Genomic DNA, 23,731 nt, shown 5'->3' with positions numbered 1-23,731 from the left:
GGACCTGTCGAAGATGAACGCGGTCGGCGACCTCCAAGGCGGCATCGAGGAGGCCGAACGCCTACTCGGCTACGAGGTGACCCGTGTGACCGATCGGGCGCCCGAACGCGACGGACGCTGATCGAGCGCTCCCATGCCGGTTCCGATACTCAAGCAAGGCACCTATCTCATCGCGTCGGTCCAGTCCGCACTGACCGACGCCGATACCGAGCGCCTGCAGGACGACCTGATGAAACAGGTCAGCAGATACAGAGCGCACGGCATCATCGTCGATGTGACAGCGATCGACGTGATGGACTCCTTCGCCGCGAGATCGCTGCGCACCATCGCGCACATGACCCAGTTGCGCGGGGCGGAGACCGTCATCGTCGGACTGCAACCCGAAGTCGCGTTCGCCATGGTGCAGCTCGGATTGACCTTCGAGGACATGCACACCGCCCTCGACCTCGAAGAAGGGCTGGCATGGCTGGACCGAAAGTCTTCCGCACGCCGCCAGCGAGACGGTCGTGACAGTGGCCGCTGAGAACGTGGTGATCGCGGTCAAGCTGTCCAGCGACATCGTCACAGCACGACAAGCAGGACGAGAACTGGCAGCGAAGCACGGCTTCTCCCTGACCGATTGCACCATGATCTCGACGGCCATCTCCGAGATCGCCCGCAACATCACGAGTTACGCGGGCACCGGCGAAATCCGCCTGCTCGTCGACGATCGCGAGGGCCGCCAGGCACTCGTCGTCCAAGCCCAAGATCAAGGGCCTGGCATCCGCGATATTCCGCGCGCCCTCGAAGACGGCTATTCGACCGGGCGCGGGCTCGGGCTCGGACTGCCCGGCGCGCGACGGCTGATGGACCGGCTCACGATCGACTCCGCGCCCGGTCGCGGCACGTTGGTGGAAATGTGGAAGTGGGTACCCAACGGTGCATGAGGACGGGTTCATCGGCCGAATCGAGTGGGCGGTGGCCGGTCGCGCACTACCAGGGCAGCACATCTCCGGTGACCGTTGCGTCGTCCTGGACGCGGGCGGCGGCGCGGTGCTGTTCGCGGTGCTCGACGGGCTCGGCCACGGCGCCGCCGCGGCGGACGCGGCCGACCGCGCCGCGCAGGTGCTCGCCGAGAATCGCTCCGAGCCATTGGATGTGCTGATGGTGCTGTGTCATCGGGCCATGGCCGACACCCGCGGCGCCGCGGTGTCGCTGGCGCTGTTCGACGTCAAGGACAGCATCCGCTGGCTCGGCGTGGGCAATGTCGATTCCCGGGTGCTCACCGCGAGCCCCGCCGGACTGACCGTGCGCGCCGCGGTATTGCTGACCGGAGGCATCGTGGGGTACCGGCTACCGCAGAACCTGCAACCGCAGACCGTGCAGGTGCGCGCGGGCGATCTGCTGCTGATGACCACCGACGGCATCGTCGCCGAATCCGCCGAGGGCATCGACCTTTCCAGGTCCACCGCGGAAATCACCGCCGACATCCTGGCCAGGCACGCCAAGGACACCGACGACGCCCTGGTGCTGGCCGCCCGGCATCGCGGCGGGACGACGAACGGGGTCTCATGAACGATCCAGCAGGCAGCAGGCGGGGCGGAGTCGTGAACGGCGGTCGCCGATGAGCACCGTGCTCGCCGAATTCCTGGACGCCTACGCCGACGCCCTGCGGCGCCACCTGGAATCGCCCAGCCAGGACAGTCTTTCCGAGGGCTACGACCTCGGCAGGCGCGCACTGGTCGAGGGCATCAGCCTGCTCGATCTCACCGAGAATCACTTCCGCCTCGCCACCGAGGCCGAACAGGCCGAGCGCGCGACCGGCAGCGCATCGGAGCCGCGGATCGCCGAGACCGCACTCGAATTCCTGCTGCAGACCCTCGCCGCCCTCGACATCGCCACCCGCGGCTACCTCGACGGCACCCGCCGCTACGAGCAGCAGCGTTCGCGCGCCGACGATCTCGCGGGCCGCGACGCCTTCCGCACCGCGCTCGTCGAATCGCTGCAGGACGGGTTCTTCGTCGCCGACGCGCGCGGCACCATCGTCGAGGTCAACTCCGCCTTCGGCGCGCTCACCGGCTACGGTCCCGCCGACATGCCGTATCCGGTGCCGCATCCCTGGTCGCTGCCCGCCGGCCCGCGCTATCCCGATCTCGGCACCGAGGCGCTGCGTTTCGTGCTGCCGATCCGGCACCGCGACGGGCGCCAGCTGTGGCTGGCGGTGAGCACCAGCGCGCTGGTCAAGCCGGAGAACAACGAGCTGATCTACGTCGGCACCATCCGCGATGTGACCGCCGAGCACGACGCGCAGGCCCGCGACCAGGCCGCGTCCCGGCTGGCCACCGCGGTGGGCGCGGCGACCAGCGTGGTCGAGGTGCTCGCGGTCGGGCTGGACGAATTGCGGCGCACCGTCGGCGCGGAGTCGGCGGTCGTCACGGTGTGGCCGAGTCGCAACGCCGACCCGGAGGTGTACGTCTCGGGTGCCGTCGAGCGGCCGGGCGAGTCGGCCGCGGGTATCGACACCGATCCCGCCGCGCTCGACAACCCCGCGCGCGCCCTGCTCGAGCGCGCCCGGCGCAGGCCCCCGCGCAGCCTGTTCGCGATCCCGGAGGGCGTGGGAAGCTCCGAGGGCATCGTCGCCCCGCTCGGCGAAACCGGTGACGCCGCACTGTGGTTGCGCTTCGCCGCGCCGCGCGCCATCAGCGCCGCGGACTGGACGCTGTTCTCGCTGCTGATAGGGCATCTCAGCCTGGCGGTGCAGCGGGCGCGCAACTTCGATCAGGCCCGCGCCACCTCGCTCACCCTGCAGCGAGCCATGCTCGGCCCCATCGAGCTGCCGCCGCGGTTCTCGGTGCACTACGAACCGGCGCTGCCGCCGCTGGAGATCGGCGGCGACTGGTACGACGTGGTGCCGTTGCGCGACGGCACCATCGGCGTCGTGGTCGGCGACTGTGTCGGCCGCGGCCTGTCCGCGGCCGTGGTGATGGGCCAATTGCGCACGGCGGGAAGGGCTTTGCTGTTGCGCGGGGCGGGTCCCGCGCAGTTGCTCGCCGAGCTCGACACGGTGGCGAGCCGAATCCCCGGCGCCATGTGCACCACGGTCTGCGCCGCGGTGCTCGACCCGGTGCGCGGACTGGTCCGCTACAGCAGCGCGGGCCACATGCCGCCCATCCTCGCCGACGTCGGGCGGCCCGGCAGGCTGCTGGAGGGCGGGCGTTCGGTGCCGCTGGCCACCTTCGACACGCCGCGCCGCCCCGAGGCCACCACCGCGCTGACGCCAGGCTCGACGCTGGTGCTGTTCACCGACGGACTCGTCGAACAGCGCGGGGTCGACATCGACGACGGTTTCGCCAAGATCGCGGCCGTGCTCGCCGACACCGGGGGCAAGCTGCCGCGCGAGGTGGCGGACGCGGTGCTCTCCCGGCTGCGCCCGGCCGCGGGCTACGACGACGACGTCGCCATGGTGGTCTACCGGCAGCCGCCCGCGCCGCTGCGCATGGACGTGCCCGCCGACGCCGACGAACTCTCCGGCATGCGCCGCAAGCTCAAGGCCTGGTTCGCCGCCGCCGCCGTGCCGCACGATCTCGCCTCCGACCTCGTCGCCGCGGCGAACGAGGCGTGCAGCAACAGCATCGAGCACGCCTACCGCAACGGCGCGGCCGCGACCGAACGCGTCGGGTTGAGCGCGGAATGCGACACCGAACGGGTCGTCATCGAGGTCACCGACACCGGCACCTGGAAGCCGCGATCCGCCGATCCCGGCCCTCGCGGCCGCGGCATCGACATGATGCGCGCGCTCACCGAGGAGCTGGAAATCGACCACGACGGACCGGGCACGCGCGTCCGCATGTCGATCACCCTCCCGGCGATCAAGTCACCCGTGGCGAACCCGCTGCGCGGCGTCAACCGCCGAATCGCGGGGTGAAGCGATCGCCCGGCGGCCGGCCCCGGGCGATCATTTCGATCTCCGTGACGGGGCTTTCCACCGTCACGTACCGGTACCGCGGACGACCACGGGCCGTCGCGAACTGTTTCTCCGTCCGCCCGTTGGGGCAAAATCCGGCCTTCCAGCTGCCGGAACGCCACACTGGGTAACGCCCCGTGGACTGGGTTCCGATTATGTGGGTAGTCCTCATCCCCGTGCTCAGCGAGAGGAGGGCCATGAAGATCATCGTCCTGTTGCTGCTGGCCCCGTTCCTGTGGCCTTTCTACCTCGTCGTCTGGTGCTTCCAGAACCCGGACAAGACCAAGCAGGCGTACGGCAGGGTGCGGGAGTCGATGCGGCGGCATCCCGGCGCGTGGACGTGGACCGTCGCGGCCTTCGGCTTGATCATCGGGATCGGCAATCTGTACGACGCCGAGGTCGGTGGCGCCGCGATCGGCTTCGCGATCGTGGCGGGCTGTCTGTGCGTGCAGCTGAAGCTGCGCCGGAAAGCCGCCGCCGAGGTCGCCGCCGCCCTCTGCGCCCGCGCGGACGCCCAGAATCTCGCGTATCTGCGCGGCGACGACTGGGGTCTCTACGGGACGCGGAACCGGTCTGCCCTCTGAGCCACGCCTTGGACGATTCGAGTGTCGCCGCCCTTCCTGGAGGGCGGTAGCCCGCCCCTGAACGGAGAGGGGGTCCGCCGTCCTCGAATCCGCCGGAGCGCGCATCACGCTGCACAGCTACTAACGCTGAAACGTGCACAGGCCGAACGATTCCGGTATTCCTGGGACCATGGGACGATCATGCGCGGGACGCAGTGATCACGCATCGGTGGAAGGAAGACAGTGACGTTGTCGCGACCAGCCCTCAGCCGCCGCACGCTCCTCGGCGCGGCCTTGTTCTTGCCGCTGGCGGGATGCGCGACGGAACAGACACCGCCTCCCCCACCATCGGCAGCCCCGACGGAAATCCACCACGAGCACCTAGCCGAGCTGGAACGACGATTCGACGCACGCCTCGGCGTCTACGCCCTCGCGACGGGCACCGGCGCGACCATCGCCCACCGGGCGGACGAGCGATTCGCGTTCTGCTCGACGTTCAAAGGGTTGGCCGCGGCGGCGGTGCTGCACCGTAATCCGTTGTCGCACTTGGATACTGTCGTCTCCTACACCGAAGCGGATCTCCTGAAGAGCGCCTCCGTCACCTCGCGGCACGTGGCGACGGGGATGACGATCCGCGATTTGTGCGACGCCGCAGTCCGTTTCAGCGACGGGACCGCGGGCAACCTGTTGCTCCACGACCTCGGCGGCCCCGCCGAACTGACGGCGTACACGCGAGGTCTCGGCGATACGGTCACGCGGATGGATCGCATCGAACCCGCGATCACCGAGGCCACCCCGGGCGACCCCCGCGACACCACCTCGCCGCGCGCCCTCGGCACCGACTACCAGCAGATCGTGCTGGGCGACGCCCTGCCCGCCGACAAGCGCGCCTTCCTCCGCGACCTCCTCGAACGCAACAACACTGGCGCACAACGCATCCGGGCGGGAGTGCCGCAGGGCTGGACGGTGGCCGACAAGACCGGCACCGGCGACTACGGCACGCTCAACGACATCGGCATCGTGTGGCCGCCCGGCTCCGCCCCGCTCGTCATCGCGCTGATGTCGAGCAAAGCCACCGTGGACGCTCCCTACGACCAGGCGCTGCTCGCGCAGGCCGCCGCCTACATCGTCGACACCCTTACCTGACCGCCTCGTCGCCGAATTCTCCGCGGCGCCAAGGTGATTGCAACCCAGTCGCCGAGTTCTTCGCGACGTGAAGGTGATCGCAAGTGTCAGGCCACGAGAATGAGGGCGCTGGTAGCCATCGCGAGGATCGAGAGCACCTGCATTCCGGCGGCGCCCATCAGCAAGTAGGCCTTCAGCGACGTCCCGGCCCGCAGCGAGGCGATCGACTCCAAGTTGCAGTATGCCGCTACATAGCGGGCGTCCACCTCGGCATCGCGCCAGTGCTCGGTCAACATCGCACGCATCGAATCGAGGGAGGTGACGCGATAGCGCCAGCTCACTCCGGCGAGGACCGCGAGCACCGCCGAGCCGAGCAGGGCCAGCATCGCGACGTAGAGCGCGACAAGGGCGGCTCCGGTGAGCGTGAAGTCCTTGCCCTTCAACACCGCCACCACCGCGAGCACGAGGGTGACGAGGCCGGTCGCGCTGGTGACGGCGGACGCGGCCCGCGTATTGAGTGTGTCGCGGCGGGAGTACTCGCGCTCGAGCTGGTCGTGAATGAAGCTCGCCCACCCCGCGCCCTGTTCCGCCATCGCCGAACCGCCGCTACTTCGTCCTGAACAATCGCTTGAAGAACCTTCTGATCGGGCCCTCCGCCGAGCCTACGCCGTACGGCTGCTGTGGATACCCGAACCCGGCGGGGCCGTAGGCGTGGTCGAACGTGATCCATCCCGTAGGAGGTGGATCCTTGTCCTCGCCCGAATCCTGCTGCTCGGTCATCAGACTTCGATTGTGGCAGTTCCGGGGTCCGCTCATGCGCGGATCCGCAGCCCGAGTTCCCGATCGGCCGCTTCGGTCTCGCGGGTTCCGCACGTGTCGCGACCCCGGCGTGGTGGTACACCGGACATCTCGACGGCCTCCGCTTCGCGGTCGTGCACGAGACCGGCCCGACCGCGGGCCGCGACGCACGCTGCGCCCGCATCTTCCCGGACACCGACGTGCTCGTCTTCGGCCACAGCCACATCCCGTGGGACAGCGTCACCACCACCGGCCTCCGCCTGCTCAACCCCGGCTCCCCCACCGACAAACGCCGCCAACCCGACCACACGTATCTGACGGCCACCATCAACTCGGGTCGGCTGAGCGAGGTGGAACTGCACACGATCCCGCCCGTGCACCGATAGGAAATCGCATTTCGCGGGCGCAGCGCGAAGCAGCTGGAAGCGGCCTCCCCGAGCGAAATCGGATGTTCCGAGGTCCTGTGCGATGGAGAGCCGCCGGTCGCGGGCCTGGGCGATGTGCAGCCAGGCGAGTTCACCTGCCGCCGTCTCGTCACGCTGTTCGACGAGGTCGATGATCGCTCGGTTCTGCTCCGCAGGCAACTCAGCCGCGGCACGCGGTAGGGGCGTAATCGAAGGTCATCGGTCGCGTGGCCGGGCCTGTCCGGAGATGATCGCGGACAAACCCGATCCCGAGGCCGATCGGTCGTGGTGGTCGAAGGGCAATGTCTCGATGCCGTGGCGTGCCCGAATTTGCGCAGCATGACTCCGATTCGCAGGGCGTCGGGATCGCCGATGGCGGCGGCGTTCCTGCGATGTGCGCGTACGGCAGGTACCTGGTCGCCCGCGCGGGCGGCCAAAGCCGATGTGCGGGCCCATGTTTCATACGCGTGTGCCCATGCGGTCCGGCGAACCCCGGCGTATTTGGTTCCATCGAAGAATCTGTCGGCGTCCTCGGGCCCGAGAAGGGCGGTGATCGCTCCGGCGATCATGCCGACCGCTACCCGGCCACCCAGCGGCTTCGCTCTGACGGTGACGACACTGCGAACCAACCGGATCCTGGTCGAAACCCTGTCCGTCGACGCACAGGAAACCCTCGAATCCCTCACCACCGCAGCGGCTCCCGCACTGGTGATGGCCGTCGAGTTCACCAAGGAATGGATCGGCAAGGCCGCACCGAACATCTCCGACACCGACGAACCCGCCGCCCTGATCGCTCGCCTCATGCACTCACTCGTCCTCACACCCGACGCCCCACCGCACCTGACCACCGAAGACGAACTCCACGCCTTCGCCACCCGATGGATCTGCCCGCTGATCCTGACCGGGTAGCGCTTCTCCACCCGGTGACCGAAGCGGCGGTCCATACTGGCCGCATGCGCGCTGCCCTCGTGGACCCGCACTCGCTTCCCCGTGAGGTGCGGCCCTACCTGGAAGACCTCGTTCAGCGCACCCGCACCGTGTGCGGACCTCATCTCGTCAGCGTCTTCGCGGTGGGGTCCATCGCGCTCGGGGACTATCGACACGGGCGTAGCGATGTCGACGTGACGGTCGTAGTAGATCCAGCTCTGCCTGGTGCGGTCCTGCACGAGCTGGCCGAAGCGCTCGCCCATCCCGCGCTGCCCTGCCCCGCCTCCGGGCTGGAGTTGGTGGTCTACGACTCGGACTTCGCCGAGCGTCCGTCCGCGGAAGCCGGGTACCTGCTGGACCTCAATACCGGTGCGCTGCTGCCGAGCCGCGCGAGCTTCGACCCGGCACGGTCATCGGCTTTCTGGTACGTCATCGATCGCTCCATCGCCCACCAGTCGGGGCGCCTCCTCTCCGGGAGTCCGGTGCGGCAGGTCCTCGCGGCGCCGACGGAACGCGATCTGTTCGCCGCGATCCTGGCCTCGGTGCGCGAGCACACGAAAGGCAAAGGCCACCTGAGCGACAACCAGGTCCTCAACGGTTGCCGCTCGGTGGCGTTCTGCCGCACCGGCCACTGGCTTACAAAGCGCGAGGCCGCACGGGCAATAGCGAAGACCGACAAGGACTTCCAGCCCCTCATCGAATCCGCACTGCACAGCTTCGAACGTCCCCGCTCGACAGCCATCGCCCTGCCCACCGCAACGGTCGAGAACTTCCTGGCTTGGGTGCGTGAACGTGTCGAAGAAGCCGCCGAGACCATCGCCCGATGACCGGGCCGTCGGCGTCGATCGAGGTGCGCTCGATCCGGTCGAGGCGAGTGCTCTCGTCGCGCACCCACTCGCCGGTCCGGATGAAGCCGGAACGGGTAGTCGAGCGCGGTAGGACCGCAGGCGCGGTTCGGTCAGCCGAGTTTCAGCGGGCGATCGGGGACGATCAGTTTCGCGATCGCCTCGCCGATGGGGACGGCATTGTTGGTGTCCGCGTTGGCGGTGGGGCCCAGCGTCGCGTACACGACGATGGTCGTCTTCGAGTCGTGTTCGTGGATGGCGAGTCCGTTGTAGCCGCCGAAGGCCGGGTTCATGACTAGCCAGGTGCCGATGTGGCCGGTGCCGAACGCGAAGTACTTCTGCGGGGTCAGGGGGCCGAGCCCGGCCGTCGAGTCCGACATCTGGAGGTCGTACATCGCGTCGGAGAGCAGTTCGCCGGTGGCCAGGGCACGGACCCAGCGCGCCACATCGGCGAGGGTCGCATTCATGTTGCCGCTGTGCAGGAAGGCGGTGGGGTTCCAGAAGGTGGAGTCCTCGAAGACACCGCGCTCGGTGGTGTAACCGTGCAGGATCGGCTCGCCGATCTGCGGCGTCAGGACGACGTCGCTGCGGCCCATTCCCAGCGGCTCGAAGACGCGCTGCTCGAGCAGTTCGCCGAGTTGCTTACCGGTTGCCTTCTCCAGCACCACGCCGAGCAGGGTCAGATCGCTGTGCGCGTACGCCCAGCTAGCGCCGGGCTCGAAGAGCGGCGGGCGGGCATTGGCCAAGTCGAAGATCTCCTGTGCGGTCCAGCCGTGCATCGGGTTGGCGTAGAAGCGTTTCAAGAACTCGGGATCGGTGACGTAGTCCGCGATCCCGGTCGTGCTGTTGGCCAGCATCCGCGGCGTGATCTTGTCGGCGCGGGGGAAGCCGGGCACCCATTTCGCGATCGGCTCGTCGAGGTTCACCACACCCGCTTCGTGCAACTGCAGCAACACCGTCGACAGCATCGGCTCCATCGGCTGCCCGACGCGCAACCGCATCTCGCGGTTCGCGGGCACCCCGAGCGGCGATTCGCCGAGCGCGCCCGCGGCGAGTTCCTCGTCCCCACGCCACACACCGAACACCGCGGCGCTGAGACCGAGTTCGCCCAGCTTCTCGCGGACCAGGTCAGGCACCTTCACGGCAACCGGGTCATCGACGGTGACGGACGCGGCGGCGCCTTCCCCGGCACTGGTGCGCTCCTCCGATCCGCACGACACCCCGGCGCAGGCGAGCGCGGCGATACACACGACGATCGCGGACCGGAACGCCCACGGGCGCGTCGACTCACTCATCGAAAGTCGGCCTTTCGTGCGGGAAGAGGAGCAGGAGCCGATCTCGGGCAAATGTACCGCTACACGAGTAGCGGTGGACGCTATCGGCGAAACGGCGGGCCGCACCAGTGGTCCGCTGGCGGCCAGCGCTGCTCAGAACTCAGCCCTGGTGGGAGGGTCCGCATGCCGATGTGGTCCGCCTGCTCACACCGAAACCTTCGAATCCGCACGAGAGATGTCCTGCCGCAGATCTTCTCGGAAACCGATGCGCTCGTGCACCCGGCGCAGCGGCGCGGGCGCCCACCAGTTGGCGCGTCCGGCCAACCGCATCAGGGCGGGCACGAGGACGCCGCGGACGAGGGTGGCGTCGATGACGATGGTCAGCGCTGTGCCGATGCCGAGTTGCTGGAGGAAGACGACCCCACCGGTGCTGTAGACCGCGAACGAAACCGCCAGTATCGACGCGGCCGCGGTGACCAGCGGCGCGGAGCGCGCGATGCCACGGGGTATGGACCCGACGACGTCGCCGGTGCGGTCGTAGTCTTCCTTGATCCTGGCGAGCAGGAACACCTCGTAGTCCATCGACAGGCCGAAGGTGATGCAGAACATCAGGATGGGAATGCTGGGTTCCACCAGACCGGTGGGAGTGAAACCGAGGACGCCCGCGAGCGCTCCGTCCTGGAAGCCCCAGACCAGGACGCCGAACATGATCGACATAGACAGCATGGTGAGCACCGCGGCTTTGAGCGGTGCGAGCACGCTGCCGGTCATCACGAACAGCACGACGTAGGTGACGAGCATGATCAGCAGCACGACCAGCGGCAGCCGGGCGCGCACGCCGTCGCGGTAGTCGGCCAGCTCCGCGGGGTATCCACCGACCGATACATCGAATGGCGCGGGCGCCGAACGGATCTCGGCGACCAGGCCGGACGGATCGGAGACGAGCCGGTCCCCCGTCGGCACCACCCGAAGCCATGTCGCCTCCGCGGCGTACTGGCGCTCCGAGGGCCCGCCTACCGCGGCGCCCGCGGCAAAGGATCCGGCGGCCGAATCCACCCGGTGCACACCGGGAATGGCGGAGAGCGTTGCGGCATAGGCGGGGATCGCAGCCGGTTGTGCGCGCGGCGCGAAGACGTGGAGGGCGTCGGCCTCTTCGGTGTCGAATTCCGCGCGGACGGTGTCGTACATGGCGCGCACCGGGTGCTCGGTACCGAGAACCCGGTCGTCGGGCGGGCCGAAGTGGATCCCGAGCGCGGGCGCGCCGAGTACCGCTAGGACGAGCAGAGCCGCGCCGCCGGTCAGCAGTGGACGCCGGACGACCTGTCCGGCGGTGCGGAACCAGAAGCTCTGCTCGATGCCGGTGGCGGGACGCGGCGGCAGCGCGCGGCGACCGAGTACCGCCAACGCCGCGGGCAGGATCACCACCGATCCCAGCGCCGCGACCGCCGATACCGCGATTCCGGCGTAGGCGAACGAGGAGAGGAATGGGAACGGAAAAACAAGCAGCACAGCAAGACTGGACCCGACGGTCGCGGCGCTGAAGACGATGGTTCGCCCGGCTCCGGTCACCGCGCGACGCACCGCCATCGGTATCCGGTCGGTGGCGGCGAGCTCTTCGCGGAAGCGGTAGATCATGAACAGTCCGTAGTCGACACCCAGACCGATTCCCATCACCAGCGCGATATTCGCCGTGAAGGTCGACAGGTCGGTGAACGTCGTCGCGGCCCGCAGTAGTGCGAGCGTCGAGACCACACAGAACACACCGATGCCGACGGTGATCGCGGCAAGAGCCAACCGCCGCAACACCACCCAGAGCAGCAGCAGAACCAGCGGAATCACGATCAGCTCGGCGCGCAGGAAGTCGGTGGAGGCCTGTGCGGCGACGTCGCGGAAGACCTCGTCGGCGCCGCCGAGGGTCAGCTCGACCGAGGCATCCGCGTCGGCGAGGATCTGCGCTTCGATGCCGGGCAGGACGACCTGACGCACATGATCCGCGTCGCCAGGAACCCAGGCGAGAAGCAACGCGTGCCGAAAGTCGCGGCTGGCCAACGTGTCCGGTGCGCCGGGCTGCCACAACGAGCGCACCTCGCCGACTCCGGGGAAGGCTGCGAGTTCGCCGGTGAGCCTGCTGCCGATCTCGGCCACCCGGGGAGCGCGGACATCCCCCGCCGTCGCCGTCAGCATGATCACAACGTTCGGGCTTCCGGTGCCGAAGACGTCGGCGAGCGCGTCGCGCGTGCGCGTCGATTCGGCCCCCGGCGCATCGAACCGGTTCAGCGAAAGACTCTCCAGCGCACCGCCGGCCAGGCCAGCCATCAGCGCGAACAGCGCCAGCGCGACGGCGAGCACAGAACGCGGACGGCGGGAGACGAAGGATCCGAGCACGGTTGCCCCCTACTGATAAGCTCCACAAACGCGAGCAAACGCTCGCGATTTGGAGAATACGAGCGATAGCTCGCTTTTTCAAGAGGAGAGGCATGCCCGGAGTGCGTCGGCAGGAGCGAGGTCTCCGTCGTATCGAGGAGATACTGCGCGCTGCCGCAACGGTCTTCGCCGACCGCGGTTACGAGGGCGCGACCACCAACGCGGTGGCCGCGGAAGCCGGGATATCCCCGGGATCGCTGTATCAGTACTTCCGCAACAAGGACGAACTCGCCGCCGCGCTGGCCGAGTTCTACCGCGAACGGCTCGTCCAGTTCCGCGACAACGTCCCCGCGGCGACCGAAGGGCTCGACCTCGATACCCTCCTCGACCAGATACTCGGCCCGCTGGTCGAATTCAACCTCGCTCACCCCGGTTTCAAGGCGTTGTTCGCCCGCACGGATATGCCTGTCGCACTGCGGGACGCCGTCGCTCCCGCGCACACGGCGATTCACCGCCAGGTCGAAACCCTGGTGGGTTCGGTGTTTCCCGAACTGGATCACGAGGACCGGCATCGCACGACGACGGTGGCGATTCAACTGCTTCGCGGCATGATGCCCTTGATCGTGGAAGCCGACGAGCCGCAACGCCCGGCGCTGGTCGAGGAGCTGCGTCTCGTCCTGAGGTCCTATCTCCTCGCGCGAGCCGGGCGGCGATAGCGCGGTGATCGCGCCTCCATCATCGGTGGCGAGGGAAATGAGCTGCGTCAGTTCGAGCCGCCGCCCGGAGTGTGTGGTTCACGTCATACGCCTGTGCTGTCACAGGGATCGCGGTGGCGGTGTCTCGTGTGCGAAATCGCTTCCAAGGAGACACCTCATGAACCTCGCCCTGTGGATCTGCGCCGGACTGCTGGCGACTGTCGCTCTGGCAGGCGGCATCACCAAGACGTTCGTGCCCCGAGAGAAGCTGGCCGCGGCTCCCGGCGGGGCATGGACCGCCGACGTGAGCGCCGGGTTCCTGAAGACCCTCGGGGTCCTCGAGATCCTGGCTGCTGCCGGCCTGATTCTGCCCGCCGTGCTCGACATCGCGCCGGTGATGGTGCCGGTGACGGCCGTCTGCTGGGTAGTGCTGATGCTCGGCGCGATCGTCACCCATCTTCGCCAGGGTGAACGCTTCACCGTCGTGCTGAATCTGACCTATCTCACCCTGGCCGTTTTCGTGGCGTGGGGTCGCTTCGGCCCCGAATCCTTCATCGGCTGAAGGGGGTAGCGCCCTCAGCGTAAGCCTGCGGTGATAACGGTGGCGACGTCGATGGTTCGGCGCAGACGTCCCAGTCGACGCCGGTGACGATCCGGACGGCACCGACACGTCGACCGAGCAGCCGCCGTTACGTCCGTGCGGATGCTGGGCGCGAGTGCAGCTCGGCGGTCCCCGATCGGACCGAACCTTCCACTCGAGCTGCGCGCAACCCTCCGCCGTGCCCGCGGCCGACCCTACGCTGCTCTGTCAGCGCGGGAGGAGGTGACGACCATGACGGACAGCAGCGCCGGATCGGTTCTGCGGGCGGTGCTCGAGCTCGGACCGGCGCCACGCAGCGCCATCTCGCGGCATGCCGCCCTCTCCCCCGCGACGCTGACGTGGCAGGCGCGATCGCTGATCGAAGCCGGGCTGCTGGTGGAGTTGCCCGAGACGACGGGCGCCGGTGTCGGACGCCCGTACAGCCCGCTCGAGCTGAACACGCGCGGCAATGTGGCGCTCGGCGTCCATATCGCCGCGGGGCAGACCACGGTCGCCGCCGTCGACATCGGCGGTCGCGTGGTGCACAGCACGAAGCTGCCGCACCGATCGCTGGACCCGCCCACGATCCTCGCCGCCGCAGCCGACCGGGTGCGGCGCCTCACCGCCGAGCTGTCCGGCATGCGGATCGTCGGGCTCGGCGTGGCGACCGGCGGGTGGGTGGACACCGTCGCGGGTACCGTCGTGCACCACTCGTTTCTCGGCTGGCGTGACGTTCCGGTGCGCAACTTTCTGGCCGAGCACACCGGTCTGCCCACCGAACTCGACAATCACACCAGGGCATTGGCGCACGCGGAGCAGTTGTTCGGCAGGATTCGCGGCGCGGCCAGTTCCATCGTGCTGTTCGTCGGCAATGTCATCGATGCCGCGTTCGCCGTGCACGGGCAGGTGCACTATGGTCCGCGCTCGGCGGCGGGCTCCATCGCCCGCCTGCTCGGTACCGAAGCCGCACTCGCACAAGGTATTCCGGCGCGTCCATTGGAAGAGTTCGCCGACCACGCCTTGTGCACGGCAGCAGGCCTGTCCGCCGTCGACGTGCCCGCCCTCCTCACGGCCGCCCGGCCGGGGACCGCCGCCCACGACCTGTTCGCCGAACGCGCCCGCGTCCTCGGCGGTGTGGTCGCGGCACTGATCGATCTGCTCGACCCGGACGCGGTGGTGATCTCGGACCGAGCATTGCGCCTGCCCGGTGTGCACGACGCGTACCTCGGCGCGGTCCGCGAGCGGTCGGTGGTGTGCGCCGAACCGGGGGACGTGGTGTTCCCGTCGTCGTTCCAGGGCCGGATCCTCGAAACGAGCTCGGCCGCCGTGGTTTTGCACGGCCTGTTCCATGCCCCGCACACCGCGCTCGCCGCGCGCGCCGTTTGATTCCGACTAATTTTAAGTCGAACGAAAATTGACGGTACACCCCGCGGCAATCATCGTTTTCGGTATGAAAGTGCGGCACATCGGCATCACCGGATGCGGAGCGGGTGACCGATGTCGTCGGGTCGGAAACCTCGCTACCCCTGACGGATTCGACCCAGGAACACACTGTGCGAAATTCTCTTCGACGAATCGTCGTCGCCGTCGCGGCCGCGGGCCTGTTGGCCTCGTGCGCGACCGACGACGCGGGCGACGTGGCGCTCACCGCCGCGCTGCCGGATTCGGTGCCCGCGGGCACCGAGGTGAAAGTCTCGGTGCGGACGGCGCGAGTCGCGCTGGAAGCGTCGGGTGAATTGGCGAAATTGCCGTTCACCGTGACCGATTGGCCCGCGGTCTCGGCCGGGCCCGACGTCATCCAGGCGTTCCGCGGCGGATCGGTCGATATCGCCTCCAACGCGGGCATCCCGCCCATCCATGCGCACGCGACCGGCCTCGACGCCAAGATCATCGGGGTCAAGGTGCGCAACCTGCCGAATTACCAGCTGGCGACGGCGCCCGGCAGCGGCATCGGCAGCATCGCCGAGCTGCGCGGCAAGAAGATCGCCTTCTCCCCCGGGCAGGCGCAGGGCGTCATCGTGCTGCGCACACTGAAGGCCGCGGGCATCGGGCTGAACGAGGTCGAGCTGGTGGAGCTGAACAGCCCGCAGTTCCTCACCGCGTTGCAGGGCAGGCAGATCGATGTCGCCCCGCTCGGCGAACCGTCGCTCACCAAGTATCTCGACAAGTACCGCGACCAGGGCGCCACCGCACTGCACACCCAGGCCGTCGACGCGCTCTCGGTGCTCTGGGCGCCGACCGCGGTGCTGCAGGATTCGGCGAAACTGGCCGCCGCCAAGGAATTCGTGAAATTCTGGGCGCGCGGCGAGGTGTGGGCTTGGGAGCATCCCGAGGAATGGATTCAGGCGTATTACGTCAAAGACCAGGAAGTCAGCGCCGAAGACGGCCGCAGAATCCTGCGGACCACACCGAAACCCTATTTCCCGGACAACTGGGACGAGGCCATCGCCTGGGAACAGGAAACCATCGACCTGGTGACCGGCTCCGGCTATTTCGGTGATTCGTTCGACGCCGCCGAATTGTTCGACCGGCGTTTCGAGAAAGTGGCCGCCGACGCGGTCGCGCCGCAGTACCGGACCGAGGAGTCGCAATGACCATCGCACTCACCCGCGCCGCCGCCCCCGCCGCGGCGCACCGGATCTCCGACGGATTCGTCGCCCGCCGTCCACTACGCAGGCTCGGCGTCGGCAAGACTCTCCCGTTCGCCCGCCTGCTCGGCGTGGTGCTGTTGCTCGCGATCTGGGCGGGCGGCGTGGGGTCCGGCGTCTTCGACGAACGCAAACTCTCGGCGCCCTGGACGGTCGTCGAGACCGGGTGGGAACTGCTGCTGGACGGCGCGTTGCTGACGAACGTGGCCGCGTCGCTGGAACGCGCGGCCCTCGGGCTGGGGGTCGGCGTCGTGATCGGCACGGCACTCGCGCTGCTCGCCGGATTGTCCCGGATCGGAGAGTCGCTGGTGGACGGCCCGATTCAGCTCAAGCGCGCGATTCCGACGCTGGGCCTGATCCCGTTGATGATCCTCTGGCTCGGGATCGGCGAAACGTTCAAGATCGTGCTCATCACCCTCGGGGTCGTCGTCACGATGTACATCCAGACGCACGCCTCGCTGACCACCATCGACAAGCGGTTCGTGGAACTGTCCGAGGTGCAGGGCGTTTCGCGGTCCACCTTCGTCCGGCAGGTCGTGATACCCGGCTCGCTGCCCGGTTTCTTTCTGGGGCTGCGCCTTTCGGTGACCGGCGCTTGGCTCGCGCTCATCGTGGTGGAGTCGGTGAACGCCGTCGACGGTCTGGGCAAGATGATGACCAACGCCCAGAACTACGGCCAAGCCGACGTGATCCTGGTCGGCCTCGCTGTCTACGGCGTGTTCGGCCTCGCCTCCGACGCGGGCATCCGCCTGCTCGAGCGAAAGGTGCTGTCGTGGCGGCGCACGATCGCGAACTAGACGTCGAAGTCCGGGATCTCACCCGCAGTTTCGGCGAACGGGCCGTCCTCGACGGTGTGACGCTGAGCATTCCGCACGGGCAGTTCGTGGCGCTGCTCGGGCGCAGCGGGTCCGGCAAGAGCACCTTGCTGCGCGCGCTGGCCGGGCTCGACTACGACGTCAGCGGCTCGGGCACGCTGCGGGTGCCGGACAAGACCTCGGTCGTGTTCCAGGACTCCCGACTGCTGCCGTGGCAGCGGGTCTTGGCCAACGTGTTGTACGGGCAGCCGCGGTCGGGCCGATCGGCGGGGGCGAAGGTGCTGGCCGAGGTCGGGCTCGCCGGTCGCGAACGCGCGTGGCCGAACGAACTGTCCGGCGGTGAGCAGCAACGGGTTTCGCTGGCGCGCTCGCTGGTCGGCGAGCCGGATCTGCTGCTCGCCGACGAACCGTTCGGCGCGCTCGACGCGCTCACCCGGATCAAGATGCACGAGCTGCTGCGCGAACTGATCCGGCGTCACGGCCCCTCGGTGCTGCTGGTGACCCACGACGTGGACGAGGCGATCGCGCTGGCCGACCGAGTCCTGGTGCTCGACGCGGGGCGGATCTCGGTGGACCTCCCCGTCGACCTGCCCGCCGACCGCGACCCCAGCCTGCCCGAATTCCAGCGTATCCGCCGCACCCTGCTCGCCTCGTTGGGCGTCGCCCCCGCGGCCGTGTGAAAGGACCACCATGACCACTGCCACTCCCCCGAAGACGCTGCACCTCAATGCCTTTCTGATGTCGGTCGGCCACCACGAGGCGGCCTGGCGGCTGCCGGAGAGCGATCCGAGGGCCGACGTCGACATCGACCACTACGTCCGGCTCGCGCAGACCGCCGAGCGCGGCAAGTTCGACTCGATCTTCTTCGCCGACAGCCCGGTGCTGATGGGCGATCCGGGGCGGCGGCCGAGCGGCAAACTGGAGCCGACGGTCATCCTCACCGCGGTCGCGGTGCAGACCAGCCGCATCGGGCTCATCGCCACCGCGTCCACCAGTTACAACGACCCGTACAACCTGGCCAGGCGCTTCGCCTCGGTGGACTGGGTGAGCGACGGCAGGGCCGGATGGAACATCGTCACCACCGCGGGCGCCGACGCCGCCCGCAATTTCGGCCTCGACGACACCCCCGACCACAAGCTGCGCTACGAGAAGGCGGCCGAATTCGTGGAGGTCGCCACGAAGCTGTGGGACAGCTGGGACGACGACGCGATCGTCGCCGACAAGCAGCTCGGCATTCACGCCGATGCCGGGAAGGTGCGCAAGATCGGCCACCGCGGCCGGTTCTTCCAGGTCGACGGACCGCTGAATCTGCCGCGCTCGCCGCAGGGCTATCCGGTCCTCGTGCAGGCCGGATCCTCCGAGGACGGAAAGAATTTCGCCGCACGCTACGCCGAGGCCGTGTTCACCGCGCAGCAGACCCTCGACGACGGCAAAGCGTTCTACACCGACCTGAAGGACCGTGCCCGCCGCCTCGGCCGCGACCCCGAGCTGCTGAAGATCCTGCCCGGCATCGTGCCGGTGATCGGCGACACCGAGCAGCACGCCCGCGAGCTGGATGCCGAACTGGCACAGCTGATCTCACCCGAATACGCGCGCAGGCAACTGGCCGAGCGGTTCGCGCTGCCGCTGGAGAAGCTCGATCTGGACAGCGAACTGCCCGAGAACCTGCCCACCGAGGACGACATCGAGGGCGCCAAGAGCCGATTCACCCTCATCGTGAATCTCGCTCGGCGCGAACGGCTCACGCTGCGCGAACTCATCACCCGGCTGGGTGGCGGGCGCGGCCACCGAACCTTCGCCGGAACGGCCGAGCAGGTGGCCGACACCATCGAGGAATGGTTCCGGGAGGGCGCCGCGGACGGCTTCAACGTGATGCCCGCGGTGTTGCCGTCGGGATTGGACCGTTTCGTCGACGAGGTGGTGCCGATCCTGCAGGCGCGCGGCCTGTTCCGCACCGACTACACCGCGACGACACTGCGCGGCCACTACGGGTTGGACCGTCCGGCGAATCAGCTCGCCGGCCGGCTCGCCGCGGCACAGTAGAGGAGACGACCACCCGGTGACGGATTCCGCGACATCACAGTCCAGCTGGCTGCGCTACCTGTGGCAACGGTGCCTCGCGCATCCGGCGCTGGTGGCGATCGCGGCGGCGGGGGCCGTCCTCGCCGCCGCGGCGACCGCCGTGCTGCCGCTGGTCGTGCGGCATGTGGTCGACACGCTCACCGCCACCGCCGCATCGGTACTGCCGTGGGCGGCACTGCTTTTCGCGGTCGGCTCGGGGCGCTTCGGCGCGTCGTTCGCGCGGCGCGTCGCCTCGTCGCGGCTGTCCCTCGGCGTGCAGCACGATCTGCGGCGGGACGTCTTCGCCGCGCTGCTGCGGCTGGACGGCCGCGCGCGGGCCGGGCTGAGCACCGGTCAGGTGGTGAGCCGAGCCATCACCGACGTCACACTCATTCAGATGTTCCTGCAACTGATCCCGATGGTGGCGGGCAATGTGGTGCTGCTCGGCGGGGCGTTGGCGCTGATGGCGATGATGTCACCGGGGCTGACCGTCATCGCGGTGCTGGTGGTTCCGGCGCTGTGGCTGATCACCCGCAGCAGCCAGCGTCAGCTGTTCCCCGCGAACTGGGACGCGCAGGCCAGGGCGGCCGACGTCGCGATGCAGGTGGAGGGCGCGGTAGCGGGCGTGCGGGTGGTCAAGGGATTCGGCCAGGAACAGTACGAACTCGAGACACTGGAACGCAGTGCCCGCGACCTGTTCCGGTCGCGGCTGCGCGTCACCACGATCACCAGCCGGTTCGCCCCCGCCATGCAGGCCGTGCCCGCGGCGGGCCAAGCGCTGATCCTGATCGTGGGCGGGCTGCTCGCGCTGCACCAGTCGATCACGCTCGGCACGTTCCTGGCGTTCATGACCTACCTCGTCTCGTTCGTCGGCCCGATCCGCCAGTTCTCCATGCTGCTGACCGTCAGCCAGCAGGGCAAGGCGTCGCTGGACCGGGTGCGCGAGGTCATCGACACACCGGCGCCCGCCACGCCGTCCTCGATGACCCACCCGGTCGTCGTCACACCGCCGGGAGTCGAATTCCGCGGCGTCCGTTTCACTTTCGACGGCACCACGGTCCTCGACGGCGTCGACCTGATCGTCGAGCCCGGCGAGACGCTCGCGCTGGCGGGCGGCGCGGGCAGCGGCAAGTCCACCCTGGTCCAGCTGCTGCCGCGACTGTTCGCGCCCAACGCGGGCAGTGTGCACTTCGACGGGACGGATCTGCGCGAGCTGCCCGACGCGCGCGCCATGGTCGCGATGGTGTTCGAGGACACCCACCTGATGGCCGACACGGTGCGCGCCAACGTCGCCTACGGCCGCCCGGACTCCGACGACGACCGCGTCTGGCACGCGCTGCATCTGGCCGTCGCCGACGAGTTCGTCGCCGCGCTGCCGGACGGCTTGGACACGCGCCTCGGCGAGCGCGGCCAACGGCTGTCCGGCGGGCAGCGCCAGCGCATCGCGCTCGCGCGCGCCCTGCTCACCGACGCCCCGATCCTCGTGCTCGACGACGCCACCTCCGCGATCGACGCGCGCGTCGAAGAGCTGATCTTCGCGCGGATCGCCACGGAGGTGCGGCGGCGCACCACCATCGTTGTCGCGCACCGGATGTCAACGCTGGCGCTCGCGGATCGGGTCGCGGTCCTCGACGGCGGGCGCGTCGCCGAACTCGGCACACTCCGTGAACTACAGGACTCGGGCGAACTGTTTCGCACACTGTTCACCCCGCCGGACCCGACGGTCATCGGCGGCGACGCTCCGGACCGGCCCAGCGCGCCGACCGCACTGCTGTGGGTCGAGCCGACCTCCGAGGTGGACGACGACGCCCGCGCCCTCGAACAGGCCGCCAAGGCGTTCGCCCAGCGTGCGGCGGGGGCGGGCGGCCCGATGGGTCGCGGCGGCGGACCGGGGATGCTCGCGACAGCGCCGCCGAGCGGTGATATCGGCACGCTGATCGATCGGCTGCCTCCGCTGCGGGGCGAACCGCAAGTGCCGGAATCCTTTTCGCGGACCCCGGATCCGCGGTTCTCGCTGCGGCGGCTGCTGCGCCCGTTCGCGCTGCCGCTGCTGGCCGGTCTCGGGTTGGTCGGCGCGGATGCGCTCGCGCAGATCGCGATCCCGTTCCTGGTGCGCTACGGCATCGACCACGGTGTCCTCGCGGGCGCCCGCGAGGTGCTCCTGCTCGCGGCGGGCCTGGCGCTGGCGGTGGTCGCGCTGGACTGGGCGATCGGCGTCGCGCAGGTCCGGGTGACCGGGCAAGCCGGTGAGCGGTTGCTGTTCGGCCTGCGGGTCAAGGCATTCGCGCACCTGCAACGGCTCGGCCTGCAGTTCTACGAACGAGAACTGGGCGGCCGGATCATGACCCGCATGACGACCGACGTGGACGGGCTCTCGGCCTTTCTGCAAACCGGTCTGGCCACCGCTCTGACGAGCGCGCTCACCATCGCGGGCGTGGTGGTGGCGCTGCTGGTGATCGATGCCGGACTGGCCGTCGTCGTGCTCGCGCTGCTTCCGGTGCTGCTGGTCTCCACCGTGGTGTTCCGGCGGCTCTCCGTGCCCGCGTACACCCTGGCCCGCGACCGGGTCAGCGCCGTCAACGCCTACCTCCAGGAGAACGTCGACAACATCGCGGTCACCCAGGCCTATCGGCGAGAAGCGGTGAACCAGGCCGAATTCGAACGACGCTCCTGGGCGTACCGCGACGCACGGCTGCACAGTCAGACGCTGATGGCCGTGTTCTTCCCTTTCATCGAGCTGATGTCGGTGGCCGCGACCGCCGCGGTGCTGGCCGTCGGCGTGCACGACGTGCGCGGGGGTCTGATCAGCGCGGGCACGCTGATCGCGTTCCTGCTCTACATCGACCTGTTGTTCGCGCCGATCCAGCAGCTGTCGCAGGTGTTCGACAGCTACCAGCAGGCGATCGTCGGCGTCGACCGGCTCGCGGCGTTGCTGCGCACCGAAGTCGCCACGCCCGACGCCGACGACGCACGGCCGGTCGACCGGCTCAGCGGCGCGATCGAACTACGCGGACTCGGATTCGCCTATGAATCATCGGATTCCGGTAGCGCGGCGCGGCGCGCGCTCGGCGGCGTGAACCTGCGCATCGCGCCGGGGCAGAAGGTCGCGCTCGTCGGTGAGACCGGCGCGGGCAAATCGACGCTGGTAAAACTGCTTGCCCGGTTCTACGACCCCACCGAGGGCGCGGTTCTGGTCGACGGGGTGGACATCCGGCGCTACCGGTTGCGCGACTACCGCAAGCGGCTCGGCGTCGTCCCGCAGGAACCTTTCCTGTTCGGTGACACGGTGCGCGCGGCCATCGCCTACGGCAACCCGGAGGCCACTCCGGCCGAGATCGAATGGGCCGCACGGGCGGTCGGCGCGCACGAGATGATCGCCGCCCTCGACCACGGCTACTACCAGCCCATCGGGGAGCACGGCCGGAACCTGTCGGCGGGACAGCGGCAGCTCCTCGCGCTGGCCAGAGCGCAGCTCGTGGAACCGGACATCCTGATCCTCGACGAAGCCACCGCCTCACTCGATCTGGCCACCGAGGCCAAGGTTCGCGCCGCCGTCGACGTGCTCACCGCGGGCCGCACCACCCTCGTCGTCGCGCATCGCCTCGCCACCGCCGCCGACGCCGACCTGATCGCGGTGATCGGCGACGGGCGACTGCTCGAAGCCGGAACGCACGCCGAACTACTCGCCCGTCGCGGCGCCTACAGCGCGCTGTGGGCGGCCTATGTGGGAGCCGGCGTACCGGATGAATCCGGAACCCACACGGTGGTCGCCGGATCGCCGAGCTAACCCGCCCCCCCGGCGGGTCGACGGGCACCGTCCAGGATTCGTTCGCCGCGAGCGCAACGGTTGTGTGCGCGAGCGACGGGTGATTCGATTCAGCCCGTGACCGACAAGATCGACGACCTTCGCGTCGTCAGCGCCAGCCGGGAGATCGCTGCGGACCCCGCCGACATCTTCGAGCTCATCGCCGACCCCGCGCAGCAGCCGCGCTGGGACGGCAACGACAACCTCGCCGAGGCCCCGGCGGGCCAACGAGTGCGAGCCGAAGGCGAGGTGTTCAGCATGACGCTCACCAACGGCGCCGTCCGCGACAACCATGTCGTCGAGTTCACCGAAGGCCGCCGCATCGCTTGGCGCCCGTCGGAGCCGGGCAAGGAGCCGCCCGGTCACCTGTGGCGCTGGGAACTGGCGTCGACGCCGGAGGGCCGAACGTTGGTGACGCACACCTACGACTGGACCGAGCTGACCGACGAGAAGCGTCAGGTTCGCGCCCGCGCGACCACCGGCGACAAACTGTCCGCCTCCGTCGAACGCCTCGCGCTGCTCGCGGAGCGGGAAGCGAATTCCGCCGGGTAGCCAGACCTGGCCTGCTCTACTCGTCGCAGGCGCCCGGCGGCAGGTCGCGTGAGAGACGAACGCCGAGTCGCCGGGCCTCAGCTCACCGCTTTCTTCACGAGCTCGCCGATCTGCGCCTCGACCTCGGCGGACAACTCGCTCAGGCGAACGCGGTCGCCCACATACCGCCCTCGTCCAGTTTCGCCGGATCGTTGAAACCCAACGTCGCATACCGCGCCTTGAACTTCTTAGCAGGCTGGAAGAAGCACACGATCGCGCCGTCCTTGGCGTACGACGGCAGGAGCGGGCCGGGGCGGCGGCTTCTTCAAAACTGATCAATCGGTTCCGTGCCG

General features: G+C 68.9%; 20 protein-coding genes and 2 pseudogenes. 19 read left to right on the top strand and 3 right to left on the bottom strand.

Translation table 11 applies throughout. From position 1 onward, the window contains the following. The 7 genes and pseudogenes from NL1_RS37915 to bla form a co-directional block, all read left to right on the top strand. Positions 1–121, top strand: a pseudogene (locus NL1_RS37915) (STAS domain-containing protein); the annotation flags it as partial. A 12-nt stretch (positions 122–133) separates the two neighbouring features. Then, positions 134–523 (top strand): STAS domain-containing protein, encoded by a 390-nt coding sequence (locus tag NL1_RS29600; protein WP_067846135.1) that lies wholly within the window; start codon positions 134–136, stop codon positions 521–523. Further along, positions 513–926, top strand: coding sequence for an ATP-binding protein (locus NL1_RS29595; protein ID WP_067846144.1), 414 nt, complete (start codon positions 513–515; stop codon positions 924–926). Before NL1_RS29600 ends, NL1_RS29595 begins: the two co-directional genes overlap by 11 nt. Further along, positions 919–1,554, top strand: coding sequence for a SpoIIE family protein phosphatase (locus NL1_RS29590; protein WP_067846132.1), 636 nt, complete (start codon positions 919–921; stop codon positions 1,552–1,554). Before NL1_RS29595 ends, NL1_RS29590 begins: the two co-directional genes overlap by 8 nt. Before the next feature lie 49 nt (positions 1,555–1,603). Then, positions 1,604–3,904, top strand: coding sequence for a SpoIIE family protein phosphatase (locus NL1_RS29585; RefSeq protein ID WP_067846130.1), 2,301 nt, complete (start codon positions 1,604–1,606; stop codon positions 3,902–3,904). A gap of 236 nt (positions 3,905–4,140) precedes the next feature. Continuing rightward, positions 4,141–4,527 carry a hypothetical protein gene (locus NL1_RS29575; RefSeq protein WP_156095117.1) on the top strand — a complete coding sequence of 129 codons (387 nt, stop codon included), beginning with the start codon at positions 4,141–4,143 and terminating at the stop codon, positions 4,525–4,527. Between the two features lie 228 nt (positions 4,528–4,755). Further along, on the top strand, positions 4,756–5,652 hold the full coding sequence (gene bla / locus NL1_RS29570; RefSeq protein WP_218024507.1) for a class A beta-lactamase: 897 nt from the start codon (positions 4,756–4,758) through the stop codon (positions 5,650–5,652). Between the two features lie 86 nt (positions 5,653–5,738). On the opposite strand, the gene NL1_RS29565 is transcribed toward bla, so the two are convergent. Beyond that, a complete protein-coding gene (locus NL1_RS29565; protein WP_067846119.1) occupies positions 5,739–6,224 on the bottom strand; it encodes a hypothetical protein in 486 nt (161 codons plus the stop codon). A gap of 315 nt (positions 6,225–6,539) precedes the next feature. Here NL1_RS29565 and NL1_RS39755 point away from each other — a divergent pair. From NL1_RS39755 to NL1_RS29550, 3 genes and pseudogenes are all read left to right on the top strand, one after another. After that, positions 6,540–6,815 (top strand): annotated as a pseudogene (locus NL1_RS39755) (metallophosphoesterase family protein); the annotation flags it as partial. Positions 6,816–7,442: 627 nt separating this feature from the next. Further along, on the top strand, positions 7,443–7,742 hold the full coding sequence (locus NL1_RS29555; protein WP_156095116.1) for a hypothetical protein: 300 nt from the start codon (positions 7,443–7,445) through the stop codon (positions 7,740–7,742). A 44-nt stretch (positions 7,743–7,786) separates the two neighbouring features. After that, a complete protein-coding gene (locus NL1_RS29550) occupies positions 7,787–8,587 on the top strand; it encodes an aminoglycoside adenylyltransferase domain-containing protein (protein WP_067846113.1) in 801 nt (266 codons plus the stop codon). Positions 8,588–8,718: 131 nt separating this feature from the next. Here NL1_RS29550 and NL1_RS29545 read toward each other — a convergent pair whose 3' ends face one another. Both NL1_RS29545 and NL1_RS29540 read right to left on the bottom strand, forming a co-directional pair. Then, positions 8,719–9,900 (bottom strand): serine hydrolase domain-containing protein, encoded by a 1,182-nt coding sequence (locus NL1_RS29545; protein WP_067846110.1) that lies wholly within the window; start codon positions 9,898–9,900, stop codon positions 8,719–8,721. 183 nt (positions 9,901–10,083) lie between these two features. Continuing rightward, positions 10,084–12,264: an MMPL family transporter gene (locus NL1_RS29540; protein WP_067846107.1), complete on the bottom strand. Its 2,181-nt coding sequence runs from the start codon at positions 12,262–12,264 to the stop codon at positions 10,084–10,086. A gap of 92 nt (positions 12,265–12,356) precedes the next feature. On the opposite strand from NL1_RS29540, the gene NL1_RS29535 reads away from it, so the two are divergent. The 9 genes from NL1_RS29535 (at position 12,357) to NL1_RS29495 (ending at position 23,399) form a co-directional block, all read left to right on the top strand. Further along, positions 12,357–12,959 (top strand): TetR/AcrR family transcriptional regulator, encoded by a 603-nt coding sequence (locus NL1_RS29535; protein ID WP_067846105.1) that lies wholly within the window; start codon positions 12,357–12,359, stop codon positions 12,957–12,959. Positions 12,960–13,116: 157 nt separating this feature from the next. Continuing rightward, a complete protein-coding gene (locus tag NL1_RS29530) occupies positions 13,117–13,500 on the top strand; it encodes a DoxX family protein (protein ID WP_067846102.1) in 384 nt (127 codons plus the stop codon). Positions 13,501–13,770: 270 nt separating this feature from the next. Next, on the top strand, positions 13,771–14,904 hold the full coding sequence (locus tag NL1_RS29525) for an ROK family protein (protein WP_067846099.1): 1,134 nt from the start codon (positions 13,771–13,773) through the stop codon (positions 14,902–14,904). A 167-nt stretch (positions 14,905–15,071) separates the two neighbouring features. After that, positions 15,072–16,112, top strand: coding sequence for an ABC transporter substrate-binding protein (locus NL1_RS29520; protein WP_067846141.1), 1,041 nt, complete (start codon positions 15,072–15,074; stop codon positions 16,110–16,112). Beyond that, positions 16,109–16,963, top strand: a complete 855-nt coding sequence (locus NL1_RS29515) for an ABC transporter permease (RefSeq protein WP_067846096.1) — start codon at positions 16,109–16,111, stop codon at positions 16,961–16,963. The genes NL1_RS29520 and NL1_RS29515 overlap by 4 nt, the downstream gene beginning before the upstream one ends. Further along, positions 16,939–17,661, top strand: coding sequence for an ABC transporter ATP-binding protein (locus NL1_RS29510; RefSeq protein WP_067846093.1), 723 nt, complete (start codon positions 16,939–16,941; stop codon positions 17,659–17,661). The genes NL1_RS29515 and NL1_RS29510 overlap by 25 nt, the downstream gene beginning before the upstream one ends. A gap of 10 nt (positions 17,662–17,671) precedes the next feature. Beyond that, on the top strand, positions 17,672–19,024 hold the full coding sequence (locus NL1_RS29505) for an LLM class flavin-dependent oxidoreductase (RefSeq protein ID WP_067846090.1): 1,353 nt from the start codon (positions 17,672–17,674) through the stop codon (positions 19,022–19,024). 16 nt (positions 19,025–19,040) lie between these two features. Beyond that, a complete protein-coding gene (locus tag NL1_RS29500; protein ID WP_067846087.1) occupies positions 19,041–22,829 on the top strand; it encodes an ABC transporter ATP-binding protein in 3,789 nt (1,262 codons plus the stop codon). A gap of 96 nt (positions 22,830–22,925) precedes the next feature. After that, positions 22,926–23,399: an SRPBCC family protein gene (locus NL1_RS29495; RefSeq protein ID WP_084511105.1), complete on the top strand. Its 474-nt coding sequence runs from the start codon at positions 22,926–22,928 to the stop codon at positions 23,397–23,399. The last annotated feature ends 332 nt before the right edge of the window (positions 23,400–23,731 follow it).

The organism is Nocardia lijiangensis NBRC 108240 (genome assembly GCF_001613045.1).
In the GTDB taxonomy this organism is placed as follows: domain Bacteria; phylum Actinomycetota; class Actinomycetes; order Mycobacteriales; family Mycobacteriaceae; genus Nocardia; species Nocardia lijiangensis.
This window is presented reverse-complemented; position numbering and strand designations above follow the sequence as displayed.